Genomic DNA, 15,041 nt, shown 5'->3' with positions numbered 1-15,041 from the left:
GCCGGTGTGTTGGTATGCGCATATTTCGGGTATAGAATGAGTTTGGGAGGAAACATTATGATTGAATTTACAGCATCTTCAGAAAGATTGATTATAGGTGCATTGATTGGCTTTGCTGTGCTGCTTTTTCTGATTATTAAAGTAAAGATTCAGCCGTTTATTGCAATAATGACTTCAGCATTGATTATTGGTTTGGCGGTTGGTATGCCATTTACAATGATTACGGATACGCTTGCAGAAGGTGTCGGGACCACGCTCCAGACAATAGCTATTTTAATTGGCCTGGGTTCTATGTTCGGTGCGATCCTGCAGGTATCCGGCGGGGTGGAGGTAATTGCGGACACGCTCCTGAATAAATTCGGAGAGGAAAAGGCTTCATGGGCTCTTGGTGTTACCGGGCTGATCGTGGGAATGCCGGTATTTTTTGAATCAGGATTATTAATTTTGATTCCTGTTGCATTTGGTATCGCACGTAAGACGCAGAAGTCGGTCTTTCATTATTCAATCCCGTTATTAGCGGGTCTGGCAATCGGCCATGCATTTGTCCCCCCGACACCGGGTCCGGTTCTGGTGGCGGAGATGCTCAATGTGGAGTTAAGTTATGTCATTATTTTAGGCATTATTGTGGGAATACCGGCAATGATTATTGCAGGCCCCATATTCGGAAAATTTGCAGGCAGGAAGTTTGACTGTGCTGTTCCGAGTTCTTACCTTGAAAATGAAAGGGAGGCGCAGGAAAAGAAAAAAGAAAACGTAAAACCGCCGAGTTTTATACTGATTGTCTGTATCATCCTGCTTCCGTTATTCCTGATTATTTTAAATACACTTTCATCCATTATACCGTTACTGGCACCCGCCCAGCCTGTATTAGAGTTCTTAGGGACACCTGTTATTGCGCTGCTTTTGTCAACAATCTGCGGGATGTATTTTCTCGGAATCCGTGGAGGGTTCAGCATAAAAGATATTACTTCTGTTATGACAAACTCCCTGCATTCCTGCGGCAACATCATTCTTTTGATTTCAGGCGGCGGTATGTTAAGGTTTATTCTGCAAAATTCAGGCATTGGTGAAGTGTTCGGGAACTTTGTCGGGGGCCTGCCGCTGCCGTTGGTGATTGTCGCATTTTTAGTGGCGGCAGTTGTAAGAATTTCTGTCGGTTCGGCAACCGTTTCTATGACTATGGCAGCGGGGATTATGGCATCAATGCCCGCGATTGCGGAATTGTCCCAGATTCAGCTTGCAACTATTACAATTGCGGTTGCGGCCGGAGCGACGGCATTCAGTCATGTGAACGATTCAGGATTCTGGCTCTCCAAGTCGCTTTTTGAGGTGGATGAAAAAACAAATCTGAAAACATGGACTGTCATGGAGACTTTAGTAGGGGCTGTGGGAATTATTGGAGCTACAATTGTCTGGTTTGTAGTGGCATAAACATGAGAAGCAGTCTGTCAAAAAATTATATGAGTTAAAATAAATTATATAGAAAGATGAGGAGATTACTATGAAATTGAAAAGTCAGGAAATGCGGAAACTGGCACCGGAACTTGACCCTCTCAGGATCGGGACCGGATGGAAGCCGGAAGATTTAGAAAAGACACAGGTGATGATAGAGAGCACTTTTGGGGACAGCCACCCGGGAAGCGGACATCTGGACACGCTGGTGGAAGAAGTGCAAAAAGGTGTTGCAAAAGCCGGAGGATTCGGCGCCCGGTATTACTGCACGGATATTTGTGACGGGGAGAGTCAGGGGACGGATGGTATCAACTATAGTCTGGTAAGCCGTGAGATGATCGCCAATATGATTGAAATCCATGCCAACGCCACGCCTTTCGATGCCGGTGTTTATCTGGCAAGCTGCGATAAGGGGATGCCCGGAAATCTGATGGGACTGGCAAGAGTAAACATCCCGTCTGTGGTAGTTCCGGGGGGGACGATGAATGCCGGACCGGAAATGCTGACTCTGGAACAGCTTGGAATGTACAGTGCAAAGTACCAGAGAGGTGAGATCGATAAAGAAAAACTAGACTGGGCAAAATGCAATGCCTGCCCCGGCTGCGGGGCCTGTTCGTTTATTGGAACGGCTTCTACCATGCAGATTATGGCAGAGGCTCTGGGACTGGCACTGCCGGGGAGTGCGCTTATGCCGGCATCCAGCCCGGACCTTCTGGCTTTTGCAAGAGAAGCAGGCGAACAGGCGGTGCGGCTTGCATCTATGCCGGACATGCGTCCCAGCGATATTGTCACAATGGAGAGCTTTGAAAATGCGATTCTCGTCCATGCGGCTGTTTCCGGGAGCACGAACTGTCTTCTGCATATCCCTGCCATTGCCCATGAATTTGGAATTGAGATTACAGGCGATACTTTCGACCGTCTTCACAGAAATGCCCGCTATCTTCTGGATGTGCGCCCGGCAGGGCGCTGGCCGGCAGAGGTCTTCTACTATGCAGGAGGGGTGCCGGCTATCATGGAAGAGATTCAGGAACATCTGCATTTGGATGTGATGACTGTTACAGGAAAAACATTGGGTGAAAATCTCAATGAATTAAAGAAAAACGGGTTCTATGAGAGATGCGGGAAATGGCTCGCTGACTTTAACCGGCGTTATCAGGTATCACTGAAAAAGGAGGACATAATCCGTCCTTATAATGAAGCTCTTGGTACGGATGGCAGTATTGCTGTCTTAAGAGGCAATCTGGCACCGGAGGGTGCTGTCATCAAGCATACAGCGTGTCCGAAAGAAATGTTTACAGCTGTTTTAAAGGCAAGGCCATTTGACAGTGAAGAGGAATGTCTGGATGCAGTTCTTAAGCATAAAGTTCAAAAAGGAGACGCTGTTTTTATCCGCTACGAAGGGCCAAAGGGAAGCGGAATGCCGGAAATGTTCTACACATCGGAGGCTATCAGCAGTGACAAAGAACTCGGAAAAAGCATTGCACTGATTACAGACGGGCGGTTCTCCGGCGCCTCCACGGGACCGGTGATCGGACACTGCAGCCCGGAAGCGGTCGACGGAGGCCCGATTGCACTTGTAGAAGAAGGAGATCTGATTGAAATCGATATAGCCGGACGGAAGCTGAATATCGTAGGAATCGCGGGCGTACCAAAGAGTATGGCGGAAATAGATGCTGTATTAAAGCAGCGCCGTGAAAACTGGAAACCCCGTGTACCGAAGTACAAAAAAGGAGTACTCCGTATGTTCAGTGAGCATGCGGCAAGCCCGATGAAAGGTGCATATCTGGAATATTAAGAGACAAAAAAGCGGAAAGACCGCAGAGGAGGAAGTCCTATGGAATACAATAATTCATTAACCGGAGAAAGGGAAAACCGCCACAGGTTTATCACGATCGGCGAGATTTTGCTGCGCCTGACACCGCCTGATTATGGGAAAATCCGAATGGCGGCAAACTTCGAAGCAAGTTATGGGGGAAGTGAGGCGAATATCGCCCTGGCCCTTGCAAATCTTGGTATAGACAGTACTTTTTTCTCTGTAGTTCCCAATAACAGCCTCGGAAAAAGTGCGGTCAGAATGCTGAGAAGCAATGATGTCAACTGTACCCCCATGATTTTAAGCACACCTGAGGAGACACCGACACACCGGCTGGGTACATATTATTTGGAAAATGGGTATGGGATCCGTCCAAGTAAAGTAACCTATGACCGGAAAAACAGTGCCATTACAGAATATGATTTCAGTGAAATTGATTTAGATGCATTGCTGGATGGTTTTACGTGGCTTCATTTAAGCGGTATTACCTCTGCCCTCGGTGAAAACTGCAGGAAACTGGTGTCAGACTGTTTAAAAACAGCAAAGAAAAAAGGAATTACCGTCAGCTATGACGGTAACTTCCGCAGTACTCTGTGGTCATGGGAGGAAGCCAGAGATTTCTGCACTGACTGTCTGCCTTATGTGGATGTTCTGCTCGGGATTGAGCCGTACCACCTGTGGATAGATGAGAGCAATCATGAAAAAGGAGACGTCAAGGATGAGATTCCCTTTCAACCAGATTTTTGGCAGCAGGAGGCAGTCTTTCAGGTGTTTGCCGAGCGCTATCCAAACCTTAAATGTATTGCCCGCCATGTACGTTATGCATACAGTGGAAGCGAGAACAGCTTAAAGGCATATATGTGGTACTGCGGGCAGACATATGAGAGCAAATTGTTTTCGTTTCATATTCTGGACCGCGTCGGCGGGGGTGATGCATTTGCCAGCGGATTGATTTATGCCATGATGAACGGATATGAGCCGGAAGATATGGTGAACTTTGCAGTTGCGAGCAGCGCAATTAAGCATACAATCCGCGGGGATGGGAATATCACGGATGATGTCTCCGTAATCCAGAATTTGATGAACATGAATTATGATATAAAGCGTTAGTCTGCGAAATATTACTGAAAAATTTAAAGTATAGCCTGTTGTATTTGATACGGCCGGCTATACACTTTTGGTGTAGTCGAGCTCATTTTGAACTAATTCTATGTACCGAAGTGCTTCTTCACCTAGCTTTGTGTTTTTCTTTTTTATATATACGATATTGCAGCGGATGTCAGCGATCGGGATACTGACCCAGTTTTCGTTATCCGCAGCCAGGGGGTGCTGTACACATCCTACGCTGAATGCATTTGTGGATGAAACGAGTTTTCGGCGTGTTTCTTTATCATGCACAGAAATATTTTTGCAGGTGTCGATCAGATCCATATAAAACAGGCTTGGATATTCATCTCTTCTATTAAAATCGTAGGAAATATGTACGTATTTTTTCAATGAATTCAGAGACACATTTTCGATGCCTGCCTCCAGTGCGGGATGGCCTTTTCGAAGATTGATGTTCATGGGAAGTCTTTTTAACAAGGTCATCGTGATATCTTTAGCCCCCATAAGTTCTCTGTAAAGTCCCATTGCCTTATCATCAAATGCAGTTATGCCGATCTGGGCCTTGTTCAGGTAAACCTCGTTAATTACAGTCTTTACATTGCCTGATGCAAGAGAAAGATCGAGTCTTTTGCAGTTTTCATATTCTTTGCATAATTTGATAAACGCCTCTGACAATGAAGTGTGGTTAAAAGAGGAAATAATGTTTAGCCGGCTGGAGTTTTTATCGAGCCGGCTTCCTTTAATCTGCCGGAGCTGTTCGGCAATAATCTCTGCATGCTGGATAAAATATTCTCCTTCTTCTGTGAGTACGATCCCCTGGTTGGTACGCGAAAAAATCTGGTAACCGAGCTCTGCCTCAAGAGAAGAAACGGCACGGCTGATATTGGGCTGGGATACGAAAAGATTCTCAGCAGCGGCCGAAAACGATAAGGTTCTGGATGCTTCCACAGCGTATTCGATCTGTTGAATATTCATAAATTCTCCTTTTCCGAAACAGGTTTAATAAACAGGGGGCGGGATAACCAAAGTGCATACCCCCATGCCGGATAAATATTGGTATTCTGGCAGAAGACACAATAAAATAGAATTAAGCATTGAAATACCTGCAAAAAGCCGGCCGGCTGGTTCATGCATTTATTATAAGTCAGCGAAGATTTTATTGCAATAAACCCATGCAGGAGTATTTGAAAAAACAATTGAGAAGGAGATATTTTTGTGAATAAAGAACTTTTGAGCAGCCTGATTGAGGAAAAAAAGGATATCTTTGCTGAGATCAGCGATAAGATATGGGAATTTGCGGAACCGGCCTTTCAGGAAAAAAAGTCAAGCCGGCTGCAGATGGAGAAGCTTCGGGAAGAAGGATTTGAGATTACAGAAGGAATCGCCGGGATTCCGACGGCCTTTAAGGCCAGTTGTGGTTCCGGTAAACCGGTCATAGCTTTTCTTGGAGAGTATGATGCCCTTCCGCTGCTGTCACAGAAAGCCGATATCATGAAAAAAGAGGAAGAAACAGCAGGCAGCTGCGGCCACGGCTGTGGGCACCAGCTTCTGGGGACGGGGTCAGTACAGGCAGCGGTTGCGGTAAAAGACTATATAGAAAAAGCCGGGCTTGGGGGTACAGTCCTGTATTTTGGATGTCCGGCTGAGGAGGGTGAAGCAGGAAAGGCATTCATGCTGAAGGGACATGCATTCGACGGGTGTGATATCTGCCTGACATGGCACCCATATACGATGCACGTATGCTCTATGTCATCTCTGGCGAATGCCCGGGTTAAGTATACCTTCAAGGGGATAAGCGCCCATGCGGCAACTTCGCCGCATCTGGGAAGAAGTGCTCTGGATGCAGTCGAGCTGATGAATGTAGGCTGCAATTATTTGAGAGAACATATCCCGACGGACTGCAGGCTTCACTATGCCATTACAAATACCGGGGGGGATGCGCCTAATGTCGTGCAGGCAAAGGCAGAAGTACTGTACGCTATCAGGGCCCCAAGAAATACAGACACGGTCAGTCTTGTGGAAAGGGTCAATAAAGTTGCCCGGGGGGCTGCCATGATGACAGAGACGGATGTAGATATCGAAATATGTTCTGCCTATGCAGACCTCATCCCGAATAAGACACTGAACGAACTGGTTCTTAAGAATATGAATGAATTTTCTAATATTCCATATACCGGAGAGGATATGGATTATGCAAAAAAATACAAAGAACTTGCAGATGCGGATGAAATCCAGAGAATCAAAGGAGCGGCACAGAAGTTTCTGGGAGAAAAAGCAGAAGCGGTGCTTAGTCAGCCTGTGTCAAAACTGATTCTTCCCCCGGTAGGCCTGAAGCAGGGATCCAATGATGTGGGGGATGTCAGCCAATGCATTCCTACGGCATGTTTCAGTTCTGCCTGTTTTGCATTAGGTACAGCACTGCATACATGGCAGGCTGTTGCCCAGGGAAAGAGTTCCATTGCCCATAAGGGAATGTTTTTCGCGGCACAGGTGCTGGCGGCTACAGCAGTGAATCTTCTTGAAACCCCGGATATCGTTGAAAAAGCAAAGGCTGATCTGGCAGAAACAATGGACGGAAGAACCTATGAGAGTATGATACCTGCAGGCCAGAAACCTGCGATATTGAAAGAACAGTAAAAATAGTAATGGGCCGGATGGCATACAGTCAGGCCTGAAAGGCTCAATCAGGAGGAAAATAATGGGTGATAGTTATTCTTTTATATCAAACAGTGGATGGATGGCAGTTTTATGCGGTATCGTGATTATATTTGTCATGATCCAGTCCGCACTGTTTCTACGGGCCGCATGGAGACGCTCAGGGGAGATTGGAATTGATAAAGCAGACAGAAAAAAGATCATAAAAAGCAGCTCGGTTTTCTCTATTGTACCGTCTCTGCCGATTCTGATCAGTTACGTTATACTGATGCCTGCGCTGGGCCGCTTTTTCCCGTGGCTCAGGCTCAGTGTCATCGGTTCGGCAACCTATGAGACAATGTCGGCCAATATGGCAGTTACGGCGGCCGGGTACGATAGTTTATCAAGTGGTAATTTTACACCGGATACATATGTCATGATTATGTGGGCCGTAACTCTGGGAATCATGCTGTCAAGCCTGGCAGTACTGATCCTGAAGAAATATGACAAGAAGATGCAGTCACTAAGCAGTAAAAACATGGCGTTTACAACGATGATGACTTCTATTATGTTTCTTGGAATGATGGCTACATTCTCCGCACCGTACATCGTTGATTATAAAAATGTTACAGCAATAGTAACCATTATAGTTTCTGCCGGCTCCATGTTCCTGCTGGAAAAAGCATCGAAAAAGTGGAAACCACTGAAAGAATTTTCTTTTGCGATCAGCATGGTGGCAGGAATGGCATCGGCCTGTATCGTTACAAATGTGATAGGAGGTATCTGATATGCAGAGCGGCGAACAATTTAATAATAAAATTCACAGGCTGGGTATTTTAACAACTCTGGTGGTTGGGATTCTGTTTATATCTGTCCCTCTGGGAATTACTCTCATATTCGGAATTACCCTCGACTGGAAGCAGGTTCTCACCGTTTCAGCCCCGATCGGAGTTATTTTTGGCATCACAGGTTTATGTGAAAAGCTGGCTATGGCTCCTATAATCGGACCGGGCGCGGTATATCTGGCATCCTCGACAGGAAATGTGCAGAATATGAAGCTCCCTGCAGCACTGAACGCCATGCGTGTAATGGAGTGTGAAGAAGGGAGTGAGAAAGGACGGGTAGTCTCAATTATAGCAGTTGCAACCTCGGCTTTCGTAACTACAATTATAGTATTTGCAGGAATGCTGTTTTTGGCACCTTTGGTAGTGCCGCTGCTGTCCAACCCTGTGATTTCACCGGCATTTGACAACATGTTCCCTGCACTTCTTGGACCGATGGTACTGCCGGTATTGTTAAAAAACTTCAAGGCGGCTGTCCTCCCATTTGGTCTGGCCATCGTATTTGCCATCGTTCTGGGCTCCAGTTACGGCCAGCTTCAGAGTATCGTAATGGTTGCAGTAATCCTATTATCAATTGGTGGGATGAAACTAATCATGGACAGAAAAAAAACCGGGACAGAAGAGGAAACCGAGTCATAACACGTCTGCGGGTGTGATAAAACGGTGGATAGATTTCACTTTGGGCTGCCTTTTTATGAACTGTGTTATTCCCGCGAGCAACGAGCCAAAGTCATGTTTACATGACCTTGGCGACTGCCGCTTATTTTATATTAATTCGCTTTCTTTTCAAATAAACCATATCAACCAGCTGTATTCCATCTTCGTATATAGGATGGTCATAGTTTTCAGTAAAAAAATTCTTTACCCTGTGTGATTCTGTAAACCCGCAGCTATGGTAGAAGGAAAGGGAAGAAGGGCAGTCCCCTGTTCCGGCATACAGGACACTTAAGTCTGTATAATGAGTAATAATATATTCAATCAGGTCTTTTCCGTAACCTTTCCGCTGATGATCAGGCAACACGGCAATATTCTTCAGCTCATAAACGCCATCGTCTTCTTTGGTTATTACGCATTCGGCTTTTATACCATTATCGTCTAAAACAAACATTTCCCCTTTTTCCAGATATTTATCTATCATACTTTCCTGCTCGTCAGCCAACAGCAGTAAATCAATATATTCTTTTTTGCTGCCCGTAACTTTTTTTATAATCATTAGTTATCTCCTTCACAGCTATTAAATTTCACTAAAGCATACATTTTCATGTCTATTATTTTCCCGTTTTTAACTGCATTGCTATGTAGTGTTCCTTCAAACTGAAAACCCACCTTTTCCAGTACATGGCAGGAAGCAGTATTGTAGGCAAATGGTTCGGCAAAAATCCGGATAATGTCAGTATTGTCAAATATATATTTGCAAGTTTGCTTTACTGCGCTCGTTGCGAATCCTTTTCCCCAATATGGTTCACCTACATAATAACCCATTTCGGCAGTCCGGGAATGAATATTGCCGCATCGAAATACTCCGATACTGCCAATTGCTATATCGTTTACGGTAATCGCAAATGCGAATGTTTTAGTCTTATCTGCAGAAAGCATGGATACAATATATTCTTCTGCGTCATCTGCGGTATACGGATAGGGTAATCCATCACGCAAATTGTTCTGAATTTTTTTATTATTCAACAATTCAGAAAGTTTATGTTTATCTTCAATTTTCCATTCTCTGATGATACAATTCATAATTATCTCCTATTCGTTTTAAAGGTTATTCCTGTCTTTGTGAACCTCTTTTTTGTTTTATACCTTTGCAAATACGCAGACATGCTTCTATATGCATTATCCAGTGTCTGGAAAAAGGCATCTGTATTAATCCTCTGACGTCTTTTCCACACCAGTAATCAATCAGCCAGCGTACTTCTTCGTCCTCACTTACAACGTTTAATGATATTAAGCGTTCTTTATCGGTATCGGTCATCTTACGTTTTAAATCTGTAAAAGAAAGGTTTTCTAATATAGTATCTGTACTATTTTTTACTAATGTAGCATAACGATATAATTCCTCTAAATTTAAGGCTTCTGAAAATTCTACAATCTGCTGTTTTACAAGTTCGTTTCCGGTTGTGATTATGGGAGAACCTATGTATTTCTGGTATTCACCTGAAAAGAAAATTTGTTCGTCCTGGCAGATGAGGGTATGTGCAACGATATCTTCTATTCGAAAGATATGCCATATTGAATAAGCAATTGTCTTACTATGATAGCCACCTGCATTTATAAAAGGGATTGCATTAAAATCTTTTCTGTTCAATTCATCTTTGAGCTGATACAATGTATCAACTAATTGCTGACGCAGCTTCAAAAGAGTTTCTATTCCCTCATGAAAAGAAGCATCTTTTTTGATCTGTGTCTGCATTGTTCTATTTAATTCTGACCATTCTTTATTCAACAGAAGACCTCCATAAGCCTTAACATGATAAATAGTATTAAGTGCTGTTTTTTATTTTCTTAAAATCTTTTCCATTGCCTTTCCTTTAGCTAATTCATCAATGAGTTTATCCAGATATCTGATTTTCTGCATCAATGGATCTTCAATATCTTCGACTCTATAGCCGCATATTGTTCCTTTGATCTGCTTACAATGAGGGTTTATTTGCGGTGCCTCGTTGAAAAAAGTACTGTAATCAGCTTCTTTATCAAGCTGGGACTGTAATTCTTTTTCTGTATAACCTGTAAGCCAGCAGATAATCTCATTTACTTCCTGTTTTGTGCGGTTTTTCCGCTCTGCTTTTGCAACAAGCAGAGGGTATATGTCAGAAAACTTCATTGCAAAGACTTTTTTATTTTCCATAATAGCTGTGTACTCCTTTATCTGTTTTTTCCATAACAAAATTTGTAAGATAAATTCCCTGCCGTTCTACCTGCTGTTCTTTTATAACTTTATATCCTCTGTTTTCAAAAAAAGGTCTTGCAGTAATAGAAGCATGGGTGACAATTTTCTCTTGGACAGTCTGTTCCAACTGATTGCACAGGGCGGTGGCAATCCCTTTTCTCTGGTAATCTGCATGCACATATAGACGGTCAAGGTAACCTGTGTTATCTATATCTCCAAAGCCGACAATGGTTTCTCCTTCAACCGCGACAATACTATAATGTTCCTGAAGTGACAGGTTCCATTTTTCTAGATCTGCCTGTCCGGGTGCCCAGACATTTACTTGTTCTTTCGTATAATCTTTGCTATTAACTATGTGAACTGTATTGTAAAAAAGTTCTGTTATTTCCATGCAATCCGAAGGGAGATATTCTCTGATTAACATTTCTTTGTCCTCCATAATAGTAAATTTGTATCTGTCAAACTGGTGTTGAACAAAATTGCTGCCCTATGGTCTAATAATTCTATTATAGCTGAAAGCCAGAAAAAAACCATATAATTTATAACTCAAAAAGCTATATAAGGAATTATAGTTTTTTCTAACTCTAAGTAAATACTATTGAAGATTATATAATTTTTAGATATGTTATTAAAGGGAGGGCTATGCCATGATTATTAGACCAAGATATTTAGATATCCTTAGAACCTACCGTGATGTGCCGCTTGTAAAAATACTTTCAGGAATACGGCGTTGTGGTAAATTTACTATACTAGAAATGCTTAGAAAAGATCTGTTGGAAAGCGGCACCCCATCAGATCATATTATCAGTTTGCGCTATACCTCGGAAAACTTTGATGATGGAATGACCGCTAAAGAAATGTATCAAGGCATAAAAGAGAAGATGTCCGATGTTGGCCGGTATTATCTCCTGCTTGATGAAGTACAGGAGGTAGACGGCTGGGAAAAGGCAATTAACAGCCTCCTTGAGGATGCGGACACAGATATATATGTTACAGGTTCAAACTCCAAACTGATGTCCAGTGAAATATCCACCTATCTTACAGGCAGATACATCTCCATTCCTGTTTACACCTTGTCTTTTGCCGAGTATCTTGCATTTAAGAAAAACAGCAGGCTCTCTGAAAAAGAGCTGCTGAATGAATACATCCGCATGGGTGGTTTTCCCATTGTTGCTCTGGGTAACTTTGATGAACGGTCCTCATATCAAATTGTGGAAGGCATTTATACTTCTGTGATTAGCAGCGACATTACCAGGCGGCATCAGGTAAAGAACTTTGATTTGTTTAACCGGGTCGTAAGGTATATTGTGGAGAACGTGGGCAAAACCTTTTCAGCAAACGTCATTGTTAAGTTTCTAAAAAATGAAGGCCGTGCTCTATCTGTTGAAACTGTATACAATTATTTAGAGTGGCTTGAGAAAGCTTTTGTCATTTACCGCTGTCCAAGATATGATTTACAGGGTAAGTTAGTACTGAAGACACAGGAGAAATTTTACCTTGCCGATGCTGCTCTGAAATACAGCATCATGAGTTTTAACCCGAAATCAATTGCAGCCATGCTTGAAAATATCGTGTATTTTGAGCTGCGAAGAAAAGGATATGAAGTATATGTAGGCAAAAACGAAAAAAAAGAAGTTGACTTTGTAGCAGTTAAGCGTGATGATCGTGTTTATGTGCAGGTATGCCGCAGACTTCCAGAGGAATCTGACCGTGAAGTTGCAAATCTTCTTGAGATAAAGGACCATTATCCCAAATATGTAGTAACATTGGATGAATTTGCTGCGGGAAATGTTAATGGAGTAAAGATCGTACATCTTTCACAGTTTTTGCTATGTAAAAAATAGCATAAAAATCTAGTTATCCGCATAAAAACTGGACTTATCACACTTTATCAAGGTCAAAACCACTCAATTTACTACTAATTTACTACTTATGAATGAGCTTTGATACGACGATTTATCCTTGAAAAGTGAAGATATAAAGATACTTCCAATAAAATTTGAATATTTAATAGGTAGACACTTCAAAAAATGAGGTGTCTATTTTTTTACCCGATTTTGAAAGGAAGTGAACTTATGAAAACAAAAAATCAAGAATCAAAAGGTCGTTCCCCACTCTTTAAGACCATCAAACATTCATTCAGCCAATAAAAAAGAAAGGATAGGTAAAAATATGGAACTTAAATTTGTGATTCCCAACATGGAAAAAACATTCGGCAATTTAGAATTTGCTGGCGAGGATAAAGTCGTTCAGCGAAGAATCAACGGACGGCTAACTGTCTTATCAAGAAGCTATAATCTCTATTCTGATGTTCAAAGAGCAGATGATATTGTGGTGGTGCTTCCTGCTGAAGCTGGCGAAAAACATTTCGGCTTTGAGGAACGTGTGAAGTTAGTCAATCCACGTATTACCGCAGAGGGCTACAAAATCGGCACTCGTGGTTTTACAAATTACCTTTTACATGCTGACGACATGATAAAAGAATAAAGAAAGAGAGGAAAAATGATGAGATTAGCAAATGGCATTGTATTAGATAAAGACACGACTTTTGGAGAATTGAAATTCTCTGCTCTACGTCGTGAAGTGAGAATCCAAAATGAAGACGGGTCGGTTTCAGATGAAATCAAGGAACGTACCTATGACTTAAAATCCAAAGGACAAGGACGCATGATTCAAGTAAGTATTCCTGCCAGCGTGCCTTTGAAAGAGTTTGATTATAACGCACGGGTGGAACTTATCAATCCCATTGCGGACACCGTTGCTACTGCCACCTATCAAGGAGCAGATGTTGACTGGTATATCAAGGCAGACGATATTGTGCTGACAAAGGATTCTAGTTCATTCAAAGCTCAACCACAAGCAAAGAAAGAACCGACACAAGACAAATAGTCGCTAGGTAGAAAGGAGACTTTTTCGCATGAAACAGCGTGGTAAAAGGATTCGCCCATCTGGTAAAGATTTAGTCTTTCATTTTACGATAGCGTCACTCCTGCCTGTTTTCCTGCTGGTTGTCGGACTGTTTCATGTGAAGACAATCCAGCAGATCAACTGGCAGGATTTTAACCTATCACAAGCAGATAAGATTGACATTCCCTATTTAATTATCAGTTTCAGTGTCGCAATTCTTATCTGCTTGCTGGTAGCGTTTGTATTCAAACGGGTTCGCTATGATACGGTTAAACAACTTTACCACCGTCAAAAACTGGCAAAGATGATACTTGAAAACAAGTGGTATGAATCTGAACAGGTCAAAACAGAGGGTTTCTTTAAAGATAGTGCTGGTCGTACAAAGGAAAAGATAACCTACTTCCCTAAAATGTATTATCGACTTAAAAATGGCTTGATACAGATACGGGTGGAAATCACGCTGGGAAAATATCAAGACCAACTCTTACACTTGGAAAAGAAATTAGAGAGTGGCTTGTACTGTGAGCTGACGGATAAAGAGTTAAAGGATTCCTATGTGGAATATACTTTGCTCTATGACACCATAGCCAGTCGTATTTCTATTGATGAAGTAGAAGCTAAAGATGGTAAACTTCGCTTAATGAAAAACGTATGGTGGGAATATGATAAGCTCCCTCATATGTTGATTGCTGGTGGTACAGGTGGCGGTAAAACTTACTTTATACTGACACTGATTGAAGCCTTGCTTCATACAGATTCAAAACTGTATATTCTTGACCCGAAAAATGCTGATCTTGCGGACTTAGGTTCTGTGATGGCAAATGTCTACTATAGAAAAGAAGACTTGCTTTCTTGCATTGAAACATTCTATGAAGAAATGATGAAACGTAGTGAGGAAATGAAGCAGATGAAGAACTATAAGACTGGCAAAAATTATGCTTACTTAGGTCTCCCGGCACACTTCTTAATCTTTGATGAATACGTCGCTTTCATGGAAATGCTGGGAACAAAAGAAAACACCGCAGTTATGAATAAGCTGAAACAGATTGTCATGTTAGGTCGTCAAGCTGGCTTCTTTCTAATACTGGCTTGTCAACGTCCAGACGCAAAATATTTAGGCGACGGAATCCGTGATCAGTTTAATTTCAGAGTGGCTTTAGGTCGTATGTCTGAAATGGGCTATGGCATGATGTTTGGCAGTGACGTACAAAAGGATTTCTTCTTAAAGCGAATCAAAGGTCGTGGCTATGTTGATGTAGGAACAAGTGTCATATCAGAGTTTTATACTCCCCTTGTACCAAAAGGATATGATTTCTTGGAGGAAATTAAAAAGTTATCCAACAGCAGACAGTCCACGCAGGCGACGTGCGAAGCGGAAGTCGCAGGTGTGGACTGA

At 42.5% G+C, this 15,041-nt stretch carries 16 protein-coding genes; 10 read left to right on the top strand and 6 right to left on the bottom strand.

What is annotated here, in order from left to right; genetic code table 11:
• Positions 1–57 precede the first annotated feature (57 nt).
• From DWX43_RS22610 to DWX43_RS22600, 3 genes are all read left to right on the top strand, one after another.
• The gene (locus DWX43_RS22610) at positions 58–1,431 is read left to right on the top strand and encodes a gluconate:H+ symporter (protein ID WP_118621968.1); all 1,374 of its coding nucleotides are present in this window, start codon (positions 58–60) and stop codon (positions 1,429–1,431) included.
• Between the two features lie 70 nt (positions 1,432–1,501).
• Complete coding sequence (ilvD, locus tag DWX43_RS22605) at positions 1,502–3,247, top strand: dihydroxy-acid dehydratase (protein WP_118621966.1); 1,746 nt, start codon at positions 1,502–1,504, stop codon at positions 3,245–3,247.
• A gap of 39 nt (positions 3,248–3,286) precedes the next feature.
• Positions 3,287–4,375, top strand: coding sequence for a sugar kinase (locus tag DWX43_RS22600; protein ID WP_118621964.1), 1,089 nt, complete (start codon positions 3,287–3,289; stop codon positions 4,373–4,375).
• A 57-nt stretch (positions 4,376–4,432) separates the two neighbouring features.
• Here the strand turns inward: DWX43_RS22600 and DWX43_RS22595 are convergent, their stop codons facing one another.
• Entirely contained in the window at positions 4,433–5,347 is a 915-nt protein-coding gene (locus DWX43_RS22595) for a LysR family transcriptional regulator (RefSeq protein ID WP_118621962.1), read from the bottom strand.
• Positions 5,348–5,587: 240 nt separating this feature from the next.
• On the opposite strand from DWX43_RS22595, the gene DWX43_RS22590 reads away from it, so the two are divergent.
• The 3 genes from DWX43_RS22590 (at position 5,588) to DWX43_RS22580 (ending at position 8,487) form a co-directional block, all read left to right on the top strand.
• Positions 5,588–7,009 (top strand): M20 family metallopeptidase, encoded by a 1,422-nt coding sequence (locus DWX43_RS22590; RefSeq protein ID WP_118621960.1) that lies wholly within the window; start codon positions 5,588–5,590, stop codon positions 7,007–7,009.
• A gap of 61 nt (positions 7,010–7,070) precedes the next feature.
• Positions 7,071–7,793 carry a DUF5058 family protein gene (locus DWX43_RS22585; protein WP_118621958.1) on the top strand — a complete coding sequence of 241 codons (723 nt, stop codon included), beginning with the start codon at positions 7,071–7,073 and terminating at the stop codon, positions 7,791–7,793.
• Between the two features lies 1 nt (position 7,794).
• Positions 7,795–8,487, top strand: coding sequence for a hypothetical protein (locus DWX43_RS22580; protein WP_118621956.1), 693 nt, complete (start codon positions 7,795–7,797; stop codon positions 8,485–8,487).
• A gap of 121 nt (positions 8,488–8,608) precedes the next feature.
• On the opposite strand, the gene DWX43_RS22575 is transcribed toward DWX43_RS22580, so the two are convergent.
• Genes DWX43_RS22575 through DWX43_RS22555 form a run of 5 tightly spaced genes read right to left on the bottom strand, consistent with a single transcriptional unit; the run spans position 8,609 to position 11,162 of the window.
• Positions 8,609–9,061: a GNAT family N-acetyltransferase gene (locus DWX43_RS22575; RefSeq protein ID WP_118621954.1), complete on the bottom strand. Its 453-nt coding sequence runs from the start codon at positions 9,059–9,061 to the stop codon at positions 8,609–8,611.
• Complete coding sequence (locus tag DWX43_RS22570) at positions 9,061–9,588, bottom strand: GNAT family N-acetyltransferase (RefSeq protein WP_118621952.1); 528 nt, start codon at positions 9,586–9,588, stop codon at positions 9,061–9,063. The genes DWX43_RS22575 and DWX43_RS22570 overlap by 1 nt, the downstream gene beginning before the upstream one ends.
• Before the next feature lie 25 nt (positions 9,589–9,613).
• Positions 9,614–10,294 carry a phage head-tail adapter protein gene (locus tag DWX43_RS22565; RefSeq protein WP_118621950.1) on the bottom strand — a complete coding sequence of 227 codons (681 nt, stop codon included), beginning with the start codon at positions 10,292–10,294 and terminating at the stop codon, positions 9,614–9,616.
• A 51-nt stretch (positions 10,295–10,345) separates the two neighbouring features.
• The gene (locus DWX43_RS22560; protein WP_118621948.1) at positions 10,346–10,696 is read right to left on the bottom strand and encodes a DUF2200 domain-containing protein; all 351 of its coding nucleotides are present in this window, start codon (positions 10,694–10,696) and stop codon (positions 10,346–10,348) included.
• Complete coding sequence (locus DWX43_RS22555; RefSeq protein ID WP_118621946.1) at positions 10,686–11,162, bottom strand: GNAT family N-acetyltransferase; 477 nt, start codon at positions 11,160–11,162, stop codon at positions 10,686–10,688. Before DWX43_RS22555 ends, DWX43_RS22560 begins: the two co-directional genes overlap by 11 nt.
• 223 nt (positions 11,163–11,385) lie before the next feature.
• Between DWX43_RS22555 and DWX43_RS22550 the strand changes: the two genes are divergently transcribed.
• The 4 genes from DWX43_RS22550 (at position 11,386) to DWX43_RS22530 (ending at position 15,041) form a co-directional block, all read left to right on the top strand.
• Positions 11,386–12,582, top strand: coding sequence for an ATP-binding protein (locus DWX43_RS22550; RefSeq protein WP_118621944.1), 1,197 nt, complete (start codon positions 11,386–11,388; stop codon positions 12,580–12,582).
• 328 nt (positions 12,583–12,910) lie between these two features.
• Positions 12,911–13,225, top strand: coding sequence for a YdcP family protein (locus DWX43_RS22540; RefSeq protein WP_000420682.1), 315 nt, complete (start codon positions 12,911–12,913; stop codon positions 13,223–13,225).
• A 15-nt stretch (positions 13,226–13,240) separates the two neighbouring features.
• Positions 13,241–13,627 (top strand): YdcP family protein, encoded by a 387-nt coding sequence (locus DWX43_RS22535; protein WP_000985015.1) that lies wholly within the window; start codon positions 13,241–13,243, stop codon positions 13,625–13,627.
• A 28-nt stretch (positions 13,628–13,655) separates the two neighbouring features.
• Complete coding sequence (locus DWX43_RS22530; RefSeq protein WP_000813488.1) at positions 13,656–15,041, top strand: FtsK/SpoIIIE domain-containing protein; 1,386 nt, start codon at positions 13,656–13,658, stop codon at positions 15,039–15,041.

It is taken from the genome of Clostridium sp. AF19-22AC (genome assembly GCF_003479085.1).
Classification (GTDB): domain Bacteria; phylum Bacillota; class Clostridia; order Lachnospirales; family Lachnospiraceae; genus Faecalicatena_A; species Faecalicatena_A orotica.
This window is presented reverse-complemented; position numbering and strand designations above follow the sequence as displayed.